This is a genomic window from Arcobacter pernae, from assembly GCF_049472135.1.
Lineage (GTDB): Bacteria > Campylobacterota > Campylobacteria > Campylobacterales > Arcobacteraceae > Arcobacter_B.
In genome coordinates, this window is sequence record NZ_JBMOVV010000012.1 from 1 (window position 1) to 19,211 (window position 19,211).

Annotated in this window: 16 protein-coding genes; 12 read left to right on the forward strand and 4 right to left on the reverse strand. The window is 27.5% G+C overall.

Features of this window, described 5'->3' with window-relative positions; translation table 11 throughout:
• The coding region (locus ACH5BF_RS12055) for a methyl-accepting chemotaxis protein (RefSeq protein ID WP_423274493.1) at positions 1 to 858 on the reverse strand (858 nt) is incomplete at its 3' end.
• Between the two features lie 267 nt (positions 859 to 1,125).
• On the opposite strand from ACH5BF_RS12055, the gene ACH5BF_RS12060 reads away from it, so the two are divergent.
• The 9 genes from ACH5BF_RS12060 (at position 1,126) to folE (ending at position 11,370) form a co-directional block, all read left to right on the forward strand.
• On the forward strand, positions 1,126 to 2,634 hold the full coding sequence (locus ACH5BF_RS12060) for a YifB family Mg chelatase-like AAA ATPase (protein ID WP_423274494.1): 1,509 nt from the start codon (positions 1,126 to 1,128) through the stop codon (positions 2,632 to 2,634).
• Between the two features lie 55 nt (positions 2,635 to 2,689).
• Positions 2,690 to 3,847: an ABC transporter substrate-binding protein gene (locus tag ACH5BF_RS12065; RefSeq protein WP_423274495.1), complete on the forward strand. Its 1,158-nt coding sequence runs from the start codon at positions 2,690 to 2,692 to the stop codon at positions 3,845 to 3,847.
• 2 nt (positions 3,848 to 3,849) lie between these two features.
• The gene (locus ACH5BF_RS12070) at positions 3,850 to 5,718 is read left to right on the forward strand and encodes an HD domain-containing phosphohydrolase (RefSeq protein ID WP_423274497.1); all 1,869 of its coding nucleotides are present in this window, start codon (positions 3,850 to 3,852) and stop codon (positions 5,716 to 5,718) included.
• 79 nt (positions 5,719 to 5,797) lie between these two features.
• The gene (gene era / locus ACH5BF_RS12075) at positions 5,798 to 6,682 is read left to right on the forward strand and encodes a GTPase Era (protein ID WP_423274498.1); all 885 of its coding nucleotides are present in this window, start codon (positions 5,798 to 5,800) and stop codon (positions 6,680 to 6,682) included.
• Between the two features lie 75 nt (positions 6,683 to 6,757).
• Positions 6,758 to 7,630, forward strand: a complete 873-nt coding sequence (locus ACH5BF_RS12080) for a hypothetical protein (RefSeq protein WP_423274499.1) — start codon at positions 6,758 to 6,760, stop codon at positions 7,628 to 7,630.
• Positions 7,605 to 8,246, forward strand: a complete 642-nt coding sequence (locus tag ACH5BF_RS12085) for a hypothetical protein (protein WP_423274500.1) — start codon at positions 7,605 to 7,607, stop codon at positions 8,244 to 8,246. Before ACH5BF_RS12080 ends, ACH5BF_RS12085 begins: the two co-directional genes overlap by 26 nt.
• The gene (locus ACH5BF_RS12090; RefSeq protein WP_423274501.1) at positions 8,227 to 9,594 is read left to right on the forward strand and encodes a GspE/PulE family protein; all 1,368 of its coding nucleotides are present in this window, start codon (positions 8,227 to 8,229) and stop codon (positions 9,592 to 9,594) included. The genes ACH5BF_RS12085 and ACH5BF_RS12090 overlap by 20 nt, the downstream gene beginning before the upstream one ends.
• Positions 9,591 to 10,784, forward strand: a complete 1,194-nt coding sequence (locus tag ACH5BF_RS12095; protein ID WP_423274502.1) for a type II secretion system F family protein — start codon at positions 9,591 to 9,593, stop codon at positions 10,782 to 10,784. The genes ACH5BF_RS12090 and ACH5BF_RS12095 overlap by 4 nt, the downstream gene beginning before the upstream one ends.
• A gap of 13 nt (positions 10,785 to 10,797) precedes the next feature.
• Positions 10,798 to 11,370: a GTP cyclohydrolase I FolE gene (gene folE / locus ACH5BF_RS12100; RefSeq protein WP_423274503.1), complete on the forward strand. Its 573-nt coding sequence runs from the start codon at positions 10,798 to 10,800 to the stop codon at positions 11,368 to 11,370.
• 23 nt (positions 11,371 to 11,393) lie between these two features.
• Here the strand turns inward: folE and mgtE are convergent, their stop codons facing one another.
• Together mgtE and ACH5BF_RS12110 are read right to left on the reverse strand one after the other, a co-directional pair.
• On the reverse strand, positions 11,394 to 12,746 hold the full coding sequence (gene mgtE / locus ACH5BF_RS12105; RefSeq protein WP_423274504.1) for a magnesium transporter: 1,353 nt from the start codon (positions 12,744 to 12,746) through the stop codon (positions 11,394 to 11,396).
• An 18-nt stretch (positions 12,747 to 12,764) separates the two neighbouring features.
• Positions 12,765 to 13,946, reverse strand: coding sequence for a peptidoglycan DD-metalloendopeptidase family protein (locus ACH5BF_RS12110; RefSeq protein ID WP_423274505.1), 1,182 nt, complete (start codon positions 13,944 to 13,946; stop codon positions 12,765 to 12,767).
• Between the two features lie 81 nt (positions 13,947 to 14,027).
• On the opposite strand from ACH5BF_RS12110, the gene ACH5BF_RS12115 reads away from it, so the two are divergent.
• The 3 genes from ACH5BF_RS12115 (at position 14,028) to purH (ending at position 18,890) form a co-directional block, all read left to right on the forward strand.
• Positions 14,028 to 14,993, forward strand: a complete 966-nt coding sequence (locus ACH5BF_RS12115) for a L,D-transpeptidase family protein (protein WP_423274506.1) — start codon at positions 14,028 to 14,030, stop codon at positions 14,991 to 14,993.
• A gap of 65 nt (positions 14,994 to 15,058) precedes the next feature.
• Entirely contained in the window at positions 15,059 to 17,272 is a 2,214-nt protein-coding gene (gene purL, locus ACH5BF_RS12120; protein ID WP_423274507.1) for a phosphoribosylformylglycinamidine synthase subunit PurL, read from the forward strand.
• Between the two features lie 85 nt (positions 17,273 to 17,357).
• Entirely contained in the window at positions 17,358 to 18,890 is a 1,533-nt protein-coding gene (gene purH / locus ACH5BF_RS12125; protein WP_423274508.1) for a bifunctional phosphoribosylaminoimidazolecarboxamide formyltransferase/IMP cyclohydrolase, read from the forward strand.
• A gap of 65 nt (positions 18,891 to 18,955) precedes the next feature.
• Here the strand turns inward: purH and ACH5BF_RS12130 are convergent, their stop codons facing one another.
• Positions 18,956 to 19,168 carry a hypothetical protein gene (locus ACH5BF_RS12130; protein WP_423274509.1) on the reverse strand — a complete coding sequence of 71 codons (213 nt, stop codon included), beginning with the start codon at positions 19,166 to 19,168 and terminating at the stop codon, positions 18,956 to 18,958.
• Positions 19,169 to 19,211 lie beyond the last annotated feature (43 nt).

Genomic DNA, 19,211 nt, shown 5'->3' on the forward strand with positions numbered 1-19,211 from the left:
ACCAGCTTCACCAGCAGTAGCAGCTTCAACAGCAGCATTAAGTGATAAGATATTTGTTTGGAAGGCAATTTGGTCAATAATAGTAATAGCTTCATTAATAGAAGAGACTTTAGTATTAATTTCTTCCATAGAAGAAGCAGTTTGAGAAGCAAGAGTTCTACCGTTATTAACAGCAGAGCTAACAGTTCTACCTAAATCAGCCATTTTAGAGGCATTATCTGCATTATTTCTAGTAAGAGAAGTAATTTCTTCTAAAGAAGCAGAAGTTTGTTCTAATGAAGCTGCTTGTTCATTTGCTTTTGTTGAAAGATTATGCATTGAGTTTCTCATGATTGATGAATTCTTCTCTAATCTCTCTCCATTCTCTAGGTTTGTTCTAGCAGAGTTAGCTAGTCTTTCACCAAGTGCATTAGCACTTTCCATTACAGCTCTCATTCTATCTTTAACTCTTGGACTGATTCTAACTTTTACTGTGTAATCACTTTTTGCATATGAATCCATCGTATCACCCAGTCTTGTCATGTCTTTTTCTACTGTATCAAGCATTGTATTAATACCAGTTTTTAAAGTATGAATCATTGGGTTTTTAGTGTCACTTTTTACTCTACACTTATATGTTCCTTGTTCTAACTTATCAAGATTTAAAACTATTTCTCCAAGTACTTTCATATCAATTTTATTGCTATCCTCTGTACTTTTGATAAGTTCATTCCATTCTTTAAACATCTTGTCAACTTTTGCATTACCAGTTGATTCAATATAATTGAATTTGTTTCTTTTATATTGTGCGAGTTCTACAAATTGTTTAAAGTAATTGTCAATTATTTCAAGTTGCTTATTTGATATTGATCCAAACATAATAATCTTCCTTTTAATACGATTATAACTTAAATATCAGTTGTTAATATAAAAAATATGTATATTAATTCTCTTTTAAAAACGTTATATGATATTATTTATTTAAATAAAGCTTCATCACTATTACATAATAATTAACAATAAGTTATCATTAATTTAATAAATTTTACTTTAATATGGTACTAAAAAGGTATTATTTTATATTAAATGTTATATTAAAATATATCTAGTTATAATTGATTATATTATTATAATGGGAATAATTATATGAAAATAATCAAATCAGCTTCACTTGAAACAATAGAAGCACATGAAATAAATGTTGAAGCTACTTTTACAAAAGGGCTTCCTTCTTTTACAATTGTTGGATTAATTTCTACTAGTATTCAAGAATCAAAAGATAGAGTTAAGTCAGCACTTTTAACAAATGAGTTTAAATTTCCACCGCTGAAAATTACTGTAAATCTTGCACCTAGTGAAATAAAGAAAAAAGGTTCTCATTTTGATCTGCCAATTGCTTTACAAATCTGTTTTTATAATAAAACAGATAATCCATTTGAAGAGTATCATATTTTTGGAGAACTTGGACTTGATGGGACAATAAAAGATACTAATTCTATTTTTCCTATTGTTTTATCTTTATCAAAACAAAGAAGAATTAAAAAAGTTTTAGTTTGTAGTGAAACTGCAAAAAAAATATCTAAAATTCCAGAACTAGAAATATATGTAGTTGATACATTAATTGAAGCAATTGATTTCTTTTCACTTAAAAAAGAAAAGAAAAGTTTTATAAGTAACACTTTTGATTATGAAAAAGTTCTATTTGAAAATAAACCATACTACTATATCAACAATTATGATTTAGATTTTACTGATGTTTTAGGTCAAGATTTAGCTAAATACGCTGCATTAATTAGTGCTGCTGGTAGCCATAATTTACTTATGGAAGGAACACCTGGTTGTGGAAAGTCAATGATTGCAAAAAGAATAAAATTTATACTGCCACCCATGGCTTTAGAAGAGATTTTAGAAAAAGCAAAACTAATGGCATTGGATTATAAAGAGATTGATTTTAAACCAATTAGAAGTTTTAGAAGTCCACATAATAGCAGTACAAAATCTTCAATTTTTGGTGGAGGCAGTCAGCAAGCCAAAATAGGGGAGGTTGCTCTTTCAAATAATGGTATTCTATTTTTTGATGAACTTCCACATTTTTCAAAATCTATTTTAGAAGCATTAAGAGAGCCTTTAGAAGACAATAAAATATTAATATCAAGAGTAAATGCAAAAGTTGAGTATGAAACTAAATTTACCTTCATTGCAGCTATGAACCCATGTCCATGTGGAAACCTTTTATCAAGTTTCAAGGAGTGTAGATGTAGTGATTTGGAAATTCAAAGATATAAAAATAGACTTTCAGAACCATTCTTGGATAGAATTGATATGTTTGTAACAATGAATGATAATCTAAATGATAATAGAAATATTGTAAGTTCAAAAGAGTTACATGAAAGCGTAATTGATACATTTTTAAGACAGCTAAAAAGAGGTCAGAATTCTTTAAATGGTAAACTAAATGATAAAGATATAAAAAAATATTGTGTTTTAGATAAAGAATCTCAAGAGATTTTAGAAAAAGCAATTATCAACTTTCAATTATCATATAGAAGTATAAATAAAGTTTTAAAGGTTGCTAGAACAATAGCTGACTTGAATAAAAATGAAAAAATAAGCAAGGGAGATTTATTAAAAAGTTTAAATTTTAGAAAAAGATAAACAGATTATAATTTCTGTGCTATAATAAAATAATAATATTTTAAAGGAGGCTATTATGAAAAGCCTTATTTTAAAACTTATGTTTCTACCACTATTTTTTTTATTTTGTAATGCAACTGAAATTAAAGTAGGTATGTCAGCTGATTTTACAAAATCTGTTTCATATATAGGTGAAAATATGAAAAAAGGAATTGAAACATATTTCTATAAACACAATAAAAACTCAAAAAATCAATACAAACTTATTTCGTATGATGATAACTATAATCCAATTCTTGCAAGCAAATATACTAAAAGATTAATATTTGATGATAAAGTAAATGCTATTTTAGGAAGTGTTGGAACACCTACAGCTAATGTTGTTTTACCAATTATAAAAGAGAATAAAATACCTTTTATTGGAGCTTATAGTGGTGGCAATATTTTAAGAAATAAAGAGAATCAATATGTTTTTAACTTTAGAGCTTCTTATACACAAGAGTCTTATGCTATTACGAAAAAACTATTGTCTTTAGGATTAAGTGTCAAAGATATTGCTGTGTTTTCTCAAAATGATACATATGGAGATAGTGGATATTTTGGAGTATTAAAAGCTATATTAGAAGAAAAAAATGTAAGTAGTAGCTCTTTAGCTCATGAAAGATATACTAAAGATACTTTAAATATTGAACTTGGATTAAGTAAGCTTCTTGATTGGAATAATGATTTTAAAGCAATTATTATTGTTGGGGTTAATAAAGCAACAGCAAAATTTATTGAGTATGCTAAAGAAGATTTTCCGAATGCAAAGTTCTTCTTACTTTCACCTATTAATGTAAAGCAAATAGTAAAGGAACTTCCTTCTTTTAAAGATGACATATATTCAACACAGATTTTACCTGCTTTATCTAATAAAAATAAGTTAAAACTAATAGATGAATTTAAAGTAGATTATGAAAATAAATTTGGTTTAAAAGATTATAATCTAATTTCATTTGAGGGGTATTTAGTAGCAAAACTTTTTATTCTTTCTATTGAAAAAGATGGTATTGATATTTCAAGAGATAGTATCTATAAAGCACTAAGTGATTTAAGAGATTTTGATATTGGACTTGGTTTTAAATCAGATTTTAACAATATGAATTCACAATATAGTAATAAAGTATGGATTAGTAAGGTTAATGACAACTTTGAGTTAGTTTCAATATCAGGTGATGATATATTTAGGAGATAGATATGTTAAGATTATTTCAAAAACTTACAAAAGATTTATCAATAAAAAAGATTGTTATTTTAGGGGTAGTTGTAATGGCTGTAATCATTACAATTTTTGCTCTTACAATGACATATTTATCTTCAACTATTAAATATGACCAAACAACACTGAAAAATATTCTTGATTTAGAAAAGCAAAATCAAAAAGTATTAACATTGATTAAAGATATTAATTACTTAGAAAATAGAATAATTCTAATTGATAATCAAGAAGAATTAAGTGAATATGAGGATAAATTATTAGTTCTTAATAGTGATTTACTAATCACAAAAGATGAAGAGTATTTAAGTGATTATAATAAAGAACTAGAACAAATCTCTTCAAATTTATATGATTTAGTTTCATATCAAGAGAGTTTATATGATTCTAAAAGAATAGTTTTATTTTTTGAGAATGAACTGAAACAGTATAAATCAAAAATTGATAAATCAATAAATATGATTTCAAATGAGACGGAAGCTTTATATGGTAAAGCTTCTTTATTTAGTAAAAGATATACAAGAAAAAATAAAGATAAACTAGATTTAAATCTTATACTAGATTTTGAAAAGATTATGAGTCTTTCAAAAGATTTGGATAGTTCAATTTTAAAACTACCAACTCTTTTATCTACAATCAATAGTACAAAAAGTAAAGACTCTTTACAAAGTATAAGACGAAATAGTTTATCTCAGTTAATTACTCTTTTTGAAAATAGTTTAAGTAGAATTAATATTATTGAAGATTCAAGATTTCAAGAAAATTTAAAAAACATAAATAATGAGTTCTTTCAAATTAGAGATATGATTAAACTTTTTGTTGTTTCAAAACAAAGGTTATTAGAAGAAGAATCAAGATTTGAAAAGATGATACAAAAAAGTGAAAAACTTAATTTAGATGTAATAAATGCTTTTAATAGGGTAAATGGCATATCTGCTCAAATTAAAATTGATATTTTAGAGCACTCAGATAATATCTCTAAAACAACTACTACAACTATAATAGTAGTTGGTTTTGCTTCTTTAATTCTTCTTGTTTTAGCTGCTGCAACATTGATTTATAGAATTAATTTTCCTTTAGAGTTTATAATTGAGTATATAGAAAAAATTGTAAATGAAAAAAAAGATTTATCTTCCAAACTCCCTATCTTTACAAATGATGAATTTGGAAAACTATCAAACTCTTTTAATAATATGACTTCTACTATAGATGATAATATTCATGAAATTGAGTCTTTAAATAAAGAGATAGAAAGCACACAAAAAGAAGTAATATTTACAATGGGTGCTATTGGTGAAAGTAGATCTAAAGAGACTGGAAACCATGTACGAAGGGTAGCTGAGTATTCAAGAATATTAGCATTAAGATATGGTTTAGATAAAAATACAGCAGAACTTCTAAAAGAGGCTTCACCAATGCATGATATAGGTAAAGTTGGTATTCCTGATTCTGTATTAAAAAAACCTGCTAAACTAGATGATGAGCAATGGGAGATAATGAAAACACATGCTCAACTGGGTTATGATATGTTAAAGCACTCAAATAGAGAGATTTTAAAAGCAGCAGCGATTGTTGCCCATGAGCATCATGAAAAATGGGATGGTTCAGGATACCCAAGAGGTTTAAAAGGAAATGAGATTCACATTTATGGACGAATTACTGCTGTTGCTGATGTTTTTGATGCTCTTGGAAGTGATAGATGTTATAAGAAGGCTTGGCCGATTGAAGATATTAGGAAATTTTTTAAAGAGAATCGAGGTTCTCATTTTGATCCAAAATTAGTAGATATTCTTTTTGAAAACTTTGATGAATTTTTAGAAGTTAGGGAAAGATATAAAGATGTGTTTTAGGGGTTTACCACTTTGTAAACACTTTGATGTTAAAATCTTTTTTAAATAAATGGGCTAGATAAGCCTAAGGAGAATATTAATGACAAGATGTGGTTATGTATCTGTAGTTGGAAGACCCAACGCTGGTAAAAGTTCACTTTTAAACTGGTTAGTAGGTGAAAAAATTGCAATGGTATCACATAAAGCAAATGCTACTAGAAGAAGATCAAATATTATTGTAATGCATGAAGATGATCAAATTATTTTTGTTGACACACCAGGAATTCATGAAACTGAAAAACTATTAAATCAATTTATGCTTGATGAAGCTTTAAAAGCAATGGGTGATTGTGATTTAATTTTATTTTTAGCTCCTGTTACAGATAAGCTTACACATTATGAAAACTTTTTAGAAAAAAATAAAAAGAATGTAAAGCATATTCTTCTATTAACTAAAATTGATAATGTTTCAAATGCAGAAGTTTTAGAAAAAATGAAAGAGTATGAAAAATATAGTGATAGATATGAATCTATTATTCCTGTATCAATCAAAAAGCAAACTACCCATAGTGATATTTTAGATGATGTTGTAAAACTTCTTCCTGAACATCCTTATTTATTTGATCCAGAGATTATGACAACTGAGCATTTAAGAGATATTTTTAAAGAGTTTATTAGAGAATCTATTTTTGAGAATATATCTGATGAGATTCCTTATGAAACGGATGTTATTATTGATAGAGTTCAAGAAAAAACAGACTTAGATGTTGTAAAAGCTACAATTGTTGTTCAAAAAGGTACTCAAAAGGGTATGATTATTGGAAAAGGTGCAACAGCAATTAAAAGAATTGGAAAAGATGCTAGATTAAAAATCGAAAAACTTACTGGTAGAAAATGTTACTTAGAACTTTTTGTTTCAATTAAAAAAGGTTGGACTAAAAATAAAAAAGGTCTAAAAGAATTAGGATATGACATAGATAACTAAAAAAGTTATAAATTAAGTTATATTAAAAACTTTATCTATTATAATAACTCATTAAATTATATAAAATGAGTTATTATGAATTCTATTGCATTAAAAAATGATTTTAAAACATTAGAAATTGATTCTACTGAAGAGATAAAAAGAAAAAACCTAAAAGAGTTTGTTTTAACATCATTATATATAAATGAAGAAGAATCTTATGAAAATAAGTCCATCTATGTAAACTACTTATATCTATCAAAAAAATATCAACTTTTTATAACTACTCCAAAATTTAAGAACTTTATTTTTGAGATTTTTGAACCTTTATGTAAAAACTCTAAAAATGTATTGTTTATAAGTAAAGATTTTTTTTGTATTTATGTAAACAAAAAATTCTATTTTTATAAAGAGTTAGAGTATGAACTAACAAGTTTAAAATTAATTGAATTTATAAAAATACAACTTAGTTTAGAAATTCATGAAACAATAAATATAGAAAATAGTTTAGATGAGTTAATCTCATCTTTTAATGAAAAAAAGATGGAGTCTATACTTATTGATATAAATGAGAAAAAAGATAAGAGTCTGATTTTTTTCTTAGTATATATACTCTTTTTGATTTCCTTTTCTATATTTTATGAAAAGTATCAAGAAGCAAAATCTTTTGAGATATATGAAAATCAAAAAAGAATTGAACTTAAAAAGTTAAAAGAGAAAAAAGATGAAATGAAGTTTTACTCTTTTTATGAAAGCTTTATTTCTTTTAAAGAACAGCTAAAAATTAAGAAGTTAAGACTTAGCTATTTTAAGTTTAATAATAAACACTTTGAATTTAAAATAAGCTCAAAAAACAAAAAAGATATTTTGGATTTTTTAGCACTTTATAAAAATAGACTTATTTCAAGTAGTTTAAAATTTGAAGAAAGAGGGTATGTTTTTTATGGAAGCATTAACTCTAGTAAATAAAAAATTTTCAAGTATTTCCTTTAGAGTAAAAGCTCAATTATATTTATTATGTCTACTTTTAGTTGTTTTCTATTTTTCTTTTAATTTTAAAGAGAATATCAAATATACAAATACCTTTCCATCTTTTCAAAATAGTTATACTTTTTCATCTATAGATTTAATCTCTAAAATAGAAACTTATGCAAATTTAAATAAGTTTGATATCTCAAGTATTGATATAAAAAATAAAACCATATCTTTAAATTTTATTTCAAATTTAAAGAAGATAAACGAGTTTATTTTTTTTATTGAAAATCTTGATACTAATTCAAATATTGATTTTTTTGAGTTAACAAAAACAAAAAACAATCATTTTCAATGTGAAGTAAAGATTGATTTTCATAAGACATTTATTAAAACTCTTAAAAGTATAAAGAAAACTCAAAATCTAAAGGTAAGTAAATTGAAGCTTGATGCAATAATAGATAAATATGTTTTTATAAATGATAAATGGAGAGAAGTAGGGCAGAGTTTTGATTCTTATAAGATTATTGATATCCAAAAAAATAGTGTGACATTAATAAAAGATGAAAAAGAGATTAATATAAAGGTTTACCATGAAAAATATTTTAAATGAAAAAATTGATTATAAGTTAGTATCTAGTTTTAATATTGATTATTTGCAAAAGAATATAATTCTTCCTTTTTATGATGATTCATTGAGTATTTATTTATATGTTTGTGAAGAGTCAAATCTAAATACTTGTGTTGACTTTTTTAATAATAAAAATCTTAAGTTTTTAAATGCAAAAAAAGAGGATATTCTATTTTTACTAGATGATTTAGAAGTAAAATTGAAACTTTATTCCTTTGCTTTAAAAAGTCATGAATTTAATGATGTAAGTAGTTCTTCTATGCAAAATTTTTTAGAAGAGATATTAACTTATTCTATAAATAAAAACTCAAGTGATATTCATATTGAAAACTATGAAAACTCAACAATTTTTAGATTCAGGATTGATGGAAACCTAAAAACTTTTTTAGTCTTAGAAATAGGCTTTTTAAAATTGATTTCTTCTTATTTGAAACTAATTTCTAATTTAGATATTACACAAATTAGACTGCCTTTAAATAGTAGATTTTCATTAAAAATAAATAAACAGAAATATGACTTTAGATTATCAACTATGCCAACTTTGAAGTCTGAATCCATTGTAATTAGGGTTTTAGATAGTAAAAATATAAATATAGATATAAAAAGTATTGGTCTATCTTCAAGTACACTTTTAGAAATACAAAAGGCTCTTTGTTTAAAACAAGGTCTTATTTTAGTTACTGGTCCAACTGGAAGTGGCAAGACCACAACTTTATATTCTATGTTAAGTGTTTTAAGTTCTAATGATAGAAAGATTATTACAATTGAAGACCCTATAGAGTATAAATTAGAAGAATTAACTCAAGTTCAAGTAAACAATAAAGTAGGGTTAAATTTTGATTTAATTTTAAAAAATATATTAAGACAAGACCCTGATATTATATTTATTGGAGAAATAAGAGATGAATTATCTTTACAAATAGCAATGCAAGCATCTTTAACAGGACACTTAGTGTTAGCTAGTATTCATGCAAATAGTAGTGTGGAGACTATTAGTAGATTGTATGATTTAAAAGCTGATCCTTTTTTAATTTCAACTACATTAAAACTTGTTTTATCTCAAAGACTTGTTTTGTCATATTGTACATATTGTAAAGTACAAGGTTGTTCGAAATGTAATTTTACAAAATATAAAGGAAGAACAGTTATATCAGAAGCTTTAGCTATAGATGAAAATCTAACATCTATGATATTTAAAAAAGAGAGTATAAATGAGTTTAAAAGCTATTTGAAAAATATAAATTATAAAACTATGTTAGATGATGGAAAACAAAAGGTTGATAAAAATATAACATCTATTCAAGAGCTAATGAAAGTAATTAGTTTATGAAAAAGTTTATAGTTACTTATCAAGAAAATCAACAAATTAAAACAAAAATGATAGAGAGTTTAGATATAAAAAAAGAGGATTTACCAAAAAGTATTATAAGTATAAAACTACATGAAGATAAAAAGAAATTAAATATTTTTAAAAGAAAAATAAAACTTCAAAAAACTCTTCTTATTTCAGTGTTTTACGAACTTGACATAATGCTTCAAGCTAATCTTATGTTAAATGATGCAATTGAAATACTCTTAAAAAACTATAAAGAAGAAAATATACAAAAGTTTTTGCAAGACTTAAAAAAATCACTTTTAGGTTTAGATTCAGTTGATAATATATTTAAAGATTATAGTTTAGACAGCTATATAGTTTCATTTCTAAAATTATGTCAAATAAATGGTAATATAAAGGCAAATATTAATGCTTTATCTATACTTTTGAAAGAAGAAGTAAAATTGAAAAAAGAGTTTTCAAAGGCTATTAGATATCCATTAATCTTACTAATTTCACTTTTTTTTTCAATAAACATTATCTTTTATTTTGTTGTTCCTAAATTTAAAGTAATATTTATAAATAATTATGATGCTTTACCTATTGCTACAAAGATTTTATTTACTGTTCATACAATATATATGTCATATTTCTTTTATATTTTAATATTATTGATTTTAATGATTTTCTTTTCTATATATCTTTTTTATAATAATGAACAACTTCGTTTTCTTATCTCAAAAATCTTGTTTCATAAACTTTTTTTAATTAAAGATTTATACTCTTCAATGCAGTTATATAGATTTTTTTTGGTTATTGATATTATGCTTAATTCAAACTATGAATTTATAAAAGCTCTAAATTCATCAAAAACTTTAATAAGAAATAAATACCTTTTAGATAAAATATCGCTCATTGAAAATCTATTAAAAAATGGTAAGAGTATCAATCTATCTTTTCAAAGGTCAGAATTATTTGATTCTTTAGTATTGAACTTGATTAGTACAGCAGAAGCTTCAAATACACTAACCTTAATATCTAAAGAGATAAAAGATATTTACAAAAATAGATTTGATGAAAAAATGAAAAAGTTTATATCATATATAGAGCCTATATTTTTAATAATCATAGTAAGTTTAGTCTTATGGATAATTTTAGCAATTTTTATACCAATATGGGATATGGGAAATATGATAAAAAACTAAAGGAATATTTATTATGGTTACAAAAGAAGAGTTTGAAGAATCTATAAAAAAAGTATTAGAGTATGTAGGTGAAGACCCTTCTAGAGAAGGTTTAGTTGATACGCCAAGTAGAGTAAGAAAAGCGTATGAGTTTATGTGTGGTGGATACAATCAAGATCCTAAAGAGATTCTTCAAAAAGCTTTATTTACATCATCAAATGATGAAATGGTTGTAGTTAAAGATATAGAGTTTTATTCTCAATGTGAACACCATATGTTACCAATAATCGGAAAAGCTCATGTTGCATATATTCCAAATGGTAAAGTTGTTGGCCTTTCAAAAATTCCTAGAGTTGTTGATGTATTTGCTAGAAGATTACAAATTCAAGAGCAATTAACTGAACAAATATGTGATGCTTTAAATGAACACTTAAAACCAAAAGGTGTTGCGGTAATTATAGATGCAAGACATATGTGTATGGAAATGAGAGGGGTTGAAAAAATCTGTTCAACTACTGTAACATCAGCTTTAAGAGGATTATTTAAATCAAATAAGGCAACTAAAGATGAGTTTTTATCAATTGTAAAAAACTCTTTTCATAAATAGATTTTATAGAAGGAATCTTCCTTCTATAATAGTATAACTTTCGCCAACATTAAGAATGAGAAAAATCCTACAATATCAGTAACTGTTGTTAATAAAACCGTACTTCCAATAGCTGGGTCAATATCCAATCTTTTTAAAATAAGTGGAATTGCTGCCCCAAAGAATCCTGCACTAAACAGATTTATTACCATAGACATTGCAATTACAAGTCCAAGGAGTTTTGTATCAAACCAAAGCCAAGCTATCACACCCATTATAATAGCAAATAAGAAACCATTTATAAGAGATATGACTACTTCTTTCTTTACTGCATCTTTTGCATTTTCAAGTTCAATATCACCTAGTGCTAACTGTCTAACCATAACGGCAAGTGTTTGAGTTCCTGCATTTCCACCCATTGAGGCAACTATTGGCATAAGAACAGCAAGGGCTACATAAGCTTGAATTGTTTCATCAAACATACCGATAACTAAAGAAGCTAAAATAGCAGTTCCAAGATTTAAAAACAGCCAAAAAGCTCTTTTTTTTGCAGTTGTTGAAAGTTTATCTTCATGCTCAAAGTCATCATCAACCCCTGCTAATTGATACATTTGTTCTGTTGCATTCTCTTCAATTACATCTAAGATATCATCGGAAGTAATTCTTCCCATTAAAACACCTTGATAACTTGTAACTGCAACAACAGATAAGTCATATTGTTCAAAATATTTAGCTACATTATCAATATGTTCATGGTCATCTACTTTAAAAGGCTTAAACTTGTTTTCATCAGTTTTTAAAATATCTTCATATTTTTTATTAAAATCAAAAATGATTAAATCTTCAAGTAAAATAGAAGCTATAAGAATTCTATTTTCATCTATGATAAATACTTGGTGGATATTTTCAAGTTCATCAACAGCTTTAGCTTCTTTTAGTCTTTGAATTGAATCACCAATTTTTTCATTGATATTAGCTGAGAAAAGCTCAGTTTGCATATAAGCACCAGCTTCTTCTTCCTCATATTTTTTAAGCCAATCAATATCTTTTTTATCTTCTTCTTCTAAACCATCATAAATTTCTTTTGCTTTTACTTGATCTATTTCTTCAAGTTCTAAGATAAGGTCTGTTTGATCATCTGATTCTAGCTCTTCAACAGCATCAGTAAGTTTTTCAATAGAGAGTTCTTCATATGCAAGTTCTCTTAATTGATCTGGCAATTCAAGTAATACTTCACCTAGTAATTCGTCAGGAACTTTAGTTAAAACAAAAAAGAAGTCTTCTTGACTATCTTTTTCTATTTTTCTTAAGGAGTTGGCTATATCTGTGGGGTGTAAAGAGTCAAAATTCTCTATTAGTTTTTGTGGGTCAGTTATTATAACTTCTTCATGAGGCATGATGACTCCTTAATTATTTTAAATTTTTAGTTCACTTTTATAAGATACTCTATCTAATCTTGTAGCTTTAATATTATCTTTATTTGAAATTTTTGAATCAATTTCACTCATTTTTATTTTAGCATTTGCAATAAATGTTTGTTTTGTTTTTCCTTTAAGACCTTTAGTATCAGCTTTTCTGATAACTTTTAAAGGATTAACAGCTTTTCCATTTTTGTATAAACCTAAATGTAAGTGAGGTCCTGAACTAAGTCCCGTACTTCCAACATATCCAATATGCTGACCTTTTTTTACATTTTGACCTCTTCTAATACCTTTATTAAATCTATTTTGGTGTGCATATAAAGTTTTATATCCATTTCTGTGGTTAATAATAATAGTTTTTCCATAACCACCTCTATTTCCAACAAATTCAACTCTTCCATCACCTGCTGCGTAAATTTTTCTTCCTCTTGGTGCTGCAAAGTCAGTACCTAAGTGAGCTCTATATCTTTTTAGAACAGGGTGATATCTTTTTCTTGTAAAATGACTTGAAATTCTTTTGTATGTAAGTGGTATTCTAAAAAAGTATGTTTTTGTAAAACCTATACCTTTTTCATTGTAATATTTATCATCTTTTTCATTTTTGAATCTATAGTGTTTGTCACCTGCAACTTCAACCATTGCAGCTTTTATATCTGGTAATCCATGTGCTTTACCTAACAATACTTTTTGAGAATATTCAACTGCAACAATATCACCTTTTTGCATTCCTCTAAAATTAACATCATTAAACAATGCTTTTATTTGTGCTGAAATAGCTGCGTTTCCAGTTGCTTTTTGAATATCATAAGATACTGAGTTTGTAATAGGAACAATTACAGTTTCTGTAAATTCAGTATAGTTAATAGGTAATGTTTGAAATTTGTATATTCCATCAATGTCTGCATAAATATGAAGTTGAATCTCTTCTGATACTGGAATTAAAACTTGATTTAAAGTTCCGTCTTCATTTTCATATAAATAAAATCTATCTTCTGCTCTTATCTCAGAACATAACTCTTTGTCTTCTTTTTCTAAATCAAAATATAACTTTTGAGGGATTTTGTACTTTTCTAAAAATGTTAAAAATGTTTCACCTTTTGGCCAAGGCAACTCTTTTACTTCTGCGGCAAATAAAAAATTTATTAAAAATAATAGACTAAGAATGATTTTTTTCACGGACAATTTCACTTTTATTTAAAAATTAGGGGTATCATTATACAATTGCGCAACTTAAAAATTTATATATGGAGTTATTTTTTGTTTAGATTATTATTTTTGTTTTTCTTTTTATTTTTAACAAATATTTTTGCCAATGAGTTAGTTGATTTATACCGATTAAATGGCATTCAAGCTGTGGAAAAACAGTTAGAGAAAGAGCTTAGTAAAAAAGATTATTGGAATGAAGTATTAAAGAATTATGATACACAATTTGGTTATTTAGAAAGTAAAAAATATATTCTATTTTCAAATAAAAAAGATAAGAAATTATACTTGTATGAAAATAAGAATAAAACTTTAAAAAAGTTATTTGAAGATGATGTAATCACAGGAGAAGTTTCTGGTGATAAATATATTGAAGGTGATAAAAAAACTCCAATTGGAGTTTATGATTTAACAAAAAAGAAAACGAAACTTGACCAGTTTTATGGGCCTTTTGCTTTAGTTACGTCATATCCTAATAATTTTGATAAAAGTTTAAATAAAAAAGGTCATGGTATTTGGATTCATGGTATGCCTTTAAATGGTGATAGAGAAGAGTTTACAAGAGGTTGTATTGCTTTAGATAATGAAAAATTAGTTGATTTAGGCAGTAAAATAAATTTAGAAGATTCTGTTTTAATCACTAGTGAAGAAGAGTTTATAAAACCTACAAAAGATGAGTTGTCTACAGTTTTAGCTTCTGTAAATCAATGGAAACTTACATGGAAATACTCTTTAATTGATGAGTACTTAAACTTTTATTCTAATGAGTTCAAAAGATATGATGGTATGAAAATTGATGAATTCTCAAATTATAAAAAAAGAGTTTTTGCTAAGAATGAAGAGAAAATTATTAGGTTTTCAAATATAAATGTTTACATCTATCCTAACTCATTAAATAAAAGACTATTTAGAGTATTTATGGATGAATATTATAAAAGTGATACTTTAAAATTTATTGGTACTAAAGAGCTTATAGTTGAGCTAAATAATGGGGAAATGAGAATTTTATTTGAAGACTAAATCATAGTTTAACTCTTTTTTAGGTATAATCACGCTTACTTAATAACCATATTTTAAGGCGAAAAATGCAAAAAAAAGAGATGAACCTAGAAGAGATGGCACTTGCTCACTCTTTAACACTTGAAGAATTAGATAATATAAAAGAAATCTTAGGAAGAGATCCAAACCATGTTGAGATTGGTATCTTTTCTGCTATGTGGTCTGAACACTGTTCATACAAATCTAGTACAAAATACTTAAAAGGATTCCCAACAAAAGCTCCATGGGTTATCCAAGGTCCAGGTGAAAACGCTGGTGTTATTGACATTGGTGATGGATATGCTGCTGTATTTAAAATGGAATCACACAACCACCCATCATTTATTGAACCATACCAAGGTGCTGCTACTGGTGTTGGTGGAATTATGAGAGACGTATTTACAATGGGTGCTAGACCTGTTGCATCTATGAACTTAATTCAATTTGCTGGAATTGAAGGTGATAGTGAAACTGCTAAGAAACACAGATACCTTTTAAGAGGTGTTGTTGCTGGTATTGGTGGATATGGTAACTGTATGGGTGTTCCAACTATTGGTGGACAAACTAACTTTGAAGAGTGTTACGCAGGAAACAACTTAGTAAATGCATTTAACTTAGGTATTGCAAAAGCTGATGAAATCTTCTATGGTAAAGCAGAAGGTATTGGGAACCCTGTAATGTATGTTGGGTCTAAAACAGGTAGAGATGGATTAGGTGGAGCTGTAATGTCATCTGCTTCATTTGATGAGGATTCTGAATCAAAAAGACCAACTGTTCAAGTTGGAGATCCATTTACTGAAAAACTATTATTAGAAGCTTGTTTAGAACTATTTAAAGAAGATTTAATTATTGGTATTCAAGATATGGGTGCTGCTGGTCTTACTTCATCTTCATTTGAAATGGCAGGTAGATCTGGTTCTGGTATGATTATGCACTTAGATAAAGTTCCTGCAAGAGAAGAAGGAATGACTCCTTATGACTTTATGCTTTCAGAATCACAAGAAAGAATGCTTATTTGTGCTAAAAAAGGTAGTGAGCAAGCTATTATTGATATTTTTGAAAAATGGGAATTAGATGTTGCTGTAATTGGTGAAGTAACAGCTACAGGAAATATGGAATTATTCTGGCATGGTGAAAAATGTGCTGAAGTTCCTGTACAACCAGTATCTGAACAATCTCCAGTATTAGATAGACCAGTTAAAAAACCTGAATATTTAGAAACAATCGAAGATATTACTTTAGATAAAGAGTTATCAAATCAAGAAGTATTTGAAGAATTATTCTCTGATATGGAAGTTGTTGATAAATCATGGGTTTACAACCAGTATGATTCTATGGTACAAACAAATACTGTTAAAGGTCCAGGACAATTAGACGGTTCATCTATTAGAATTAAAGAGAATGGAAAAGCCTTAGCAATGTCTGCTGATTGTAATACAAGACAATGTTACATTAACCCTGAATTAGGTGCTGCTGCAGCTGTAATGGAATCAGGAAGAAATGTAGCTATGACAGGTGCAACTCCAAAAGCTATTACTGATTGTCTTAACTTTGGTAACCCACAAAACCCAGAGGTTATGTGGCAATTTGCTCAAGCTTGTGAAGGTATTAAAAAAGCTTGTGCTGAACTTAACACTCCTGTAATTGGTGGAAATGTATCTTTATACAATGAAACTAATGGTGTAGGTGTTTTCCCAACTCCTGCAATTGCAATGGTTGGTGTAAATGATGATGCAAATAAAGTATTACCATCTGCTTTACAAGAAGAAGGGAATACACTTTACCTATTAGGTGAAACTAAAGGTGAATTTGGTGGATCATTATATATGAAAAAGATGTATGGGCAAGTAGCTGGTACTCACCCAGAAGTTGATTTCAAAAAAGAGCTTGCATTATGGAATACTGTAATTGAAGCAAATAAAGAAGGTTTATTAAAAGCTGCTAAAGATGTTAATGTTGGTGGTATTGCTATTGCATTAGCTAAAATGGCTGTAGTTGGTAAAAAAGGTGTTGAAGCTAATATCTCTTTAGATGATTCAAAAGATATTTTTGCTGAGTCTTTATCAAGAGCTATTGTTGAAGTTAAACCTGAAAATGAAGCTGCATTTGAAGCTGTTGCATCTGCACAAAATATTGCATTTACTAAAATTGGTACTGTTGGTTCTGATAAAATCTCTATCAACGATATCTATAAAGATTTAGACGCAATGTCTGACGTATACTTCAATAGATTTAAAGAAGTTATCGAGCAAGATTTATAATCTAACAAACTTTAAGCCAGACTCTAAATAGAGTCTGGCTTTTTTTATTTCATTAATATTTACAATTTAACAAGGAAGAATTTAAATGAGAGCATTAATATCTGTAAGTGATAAAAGTGGTGTAGAAAACTTTGCAAAAGAGTTAGTATCTTTAGGTTATGAGATTATCTCTACTGGTGGAACTTATAATAAGTTAAAAGAAGCTGGAATTGCAGTAATCGAAGCAAATGAAGTTACAAAATTCCCAGAGTGTTTTGAAGGTAGAGTTAAAACTTTAAACCCATATATTCATGGTGGAATTTTACATAGAAGAGATAAGCAATCACACTTAGACCAAGCAAAAGAGTTAGGTGTTGAAGGTATTGATTTAGTATGTGTTAACTTATACCCATTCAAAGCTACTATTGAAAAAACTGATGATTTTGAAGAAATCATTGAGAACATTGATATTGGTGGACCTGCGATGGTTAGATCTGCTGCTAAAAACTTTGATTCAGTTATTATTGTAACTGATGTTGCTGACTATGATGTAGTTTTAAATAACTTAAAAAATGATACAAATACAGTTGAATTTAGAAGAAATATGATGATTAAAGCTTATGAGCATACAGCTGCTTATGACTCTATGATTGCTAACTACATGAATAAAAGATTCAATGGTGGAATGGGTGAGAAACAATTCATCGTTGGTGAAAAAGTATTTGATACTAGATATGGTGAAAACCCACATCAAAAAGGTGCATTATATGAGTTTGATAAGCACTTATCTGAAAAGTTCATCCCTGTAAAAGGTGAAGCTTCATTTAATAACATGGGTGATATCTCAGGAGCTGCAAAAATTGCTGCTAACTTTGGTGATGACAATGCTGTATGTATTGTAAAACATGGTAACCCATGTGGATTTGCTATTAAAGATACATTATTAGAGTCTTATACTGAAGCTTTAAAATGTGACCCTGTATCTGCATTTGGTGGAGTAGTTGCTGTTAATGGTGTTGTTGATGGACAATTAGCTGCTAAGATGAATGAAATCTTCTTAGAAGTTGTATTTGCTGCTGATTTTACAGAAGAAGCAATTGAAGAGTTCAACAAGAAAAAAAGATTAAAATTATTTAAGCAAGGTACACAAAAACTTGACTTAGCAAATGATGACTTTAACTTTAAGATTGTTGATGGTGGATTTGTTTACCAAGACTCTGATGTAGTAGGTGAGGATGAAGTTAAAAATGCTGAATTAAAAACTGAAAGAGTTGCAACTGAACAAGAGAAAAAAGATATGGAAATTGCTGTAAAAGTTGCAGCAGGTACTAAATCTAACTGTGTTGTTTATGTAAAAGATTCAGCAGTTGTAGCTATTGGTATGGGTATGACTTCTAGAGTTGATGCAGCAAAAGCAGCACTTAGAAAAGCAGAAGATATGGGTATTGATGTTAGTGGTTCAGTTCTAGCTTCTGAAGCATTCTTCCCATTTAGAGACTCTATTGACGCAGCAGCAGCAGCTGGTGTAAAATGTGTAATCGAGCCAGGTGGTTCAGTAAGAGATGACGAAGTTATCGAAGCTGCAAATGAGCACGGTATGGCACTTTACTTTACAGGTGTTAGACACTTCTTACATTAATAGTTAAAGAAAGGTTCTTTTGAATCTTTCTTTTGACAACTCTAAGAGTAAGAAACTCCTCACTCTTAACTATCTAACAATGCTTGAATATTTAAAACTAAACCTCTACTTCTAAATTTTGGTAAAAGATTTAAAAGTGATTCCTCACCATTTATAGAAACATGTTCTTTAATCAATTCTCTTTTTGAATCAGAGTTTAAAATTAGCTCTTCAACTTTCATTACATTGTCTGATTTTACAGCTTGTAAAAGTTGTGTTGAAACGGGAATAAATGTCATATATATCCTTTAAAATTATGTTCGTGGAATAATGACAATTTAT

Bases quoted from the DNA above. Each gene is read 5' to 3' on its own strand.
- mgtE (WP_423274504.1), bottom strand. From the start codon at position 12,746: ATGCCTCATGAAGAAGTTATAATAACTGACCCACAAAAACTAATAGAG.
- ACH5BF_RS12070 (WP_423274497.1), top strand. From the start codon at position 3,850: ATGTTAAGATTATTTCAAAAACTTACAAAAGATTTATCAATAAAAAAG.
- ACH5BF_RS12080 (WP_423274499.1), top strand. From the start codon at position 6,758: ATGAATTCTATTGCATTAAAAAATGATTTTAAAACATTAGAAATTGAT.
- folE (WP_423274503.1), top strand. From the start codon at position 10,798: ATGGTTACAAAAGAAGAGTTTGAAGAATCTATAAAAAAAGTATTAGAG.
- purH (WP_423274508.1), top strand. From the start codon at position 17,358: ATGAGAGCATTAATATCTGTAAGTGATAAAAGTGGTGTAGAAAACTTT.
- ACH5BF_RS12095 (WP_423274502.1), top strand. From the start codon at position 9,591: ATGAAAAAGTTTATAGTTACTTATCAAGAAAATCAACAAATTAAAACA.
- era (WP_423274498.1), top strand. From the start codon at position 5,798: ATGACAAGATGTGGTTATGTATCTGTAGTTGGAAGACCCAACGCTGGT.
- ACH5BF_RS12085 (WP_423274500.1), top strand. From the start codon at position 7,605: ATGGAAGCATTAACTCTAGTAAATAAAAAATTTTCAAGTATTTCCTTT.
- ACH5BF_RS12130 (WP_423274509.1), bottom strand. From the start codon at position 19,168: ATGACATTTATTCCCGTTTCAACACAACTTTTACAAGCTGTAAAATCA.
- ACH5BF_RS12060 (WP_423274494.1), top strand. From the start codon at position 1,126: ATGAAAATAATCAAATCAGCTTCACTTGAAACAATAGAAGCACATGAA.
- purL (WP_423274507.1), top strand. From the start codon at position 15,059: ATGCAAAAAAAAGAGATGAACCTAGAAGAGATGGCACTTGCTCACTCT.
- ACH5BF_RS12090 (WP_423274501.1), top strand. From the start codon at position 8,227: ATGAAAAATATTTTAAATGAAAAAATTGATTATAAGTTAGTATCTAGT.
- ACH5BF_RS12065 (WP_423274495.1), top strand. From the start codon at position 2,690: ATGAAAAGCCTTATTTTAAAACTTATGTTTCTACCACTATTTTTTTTA.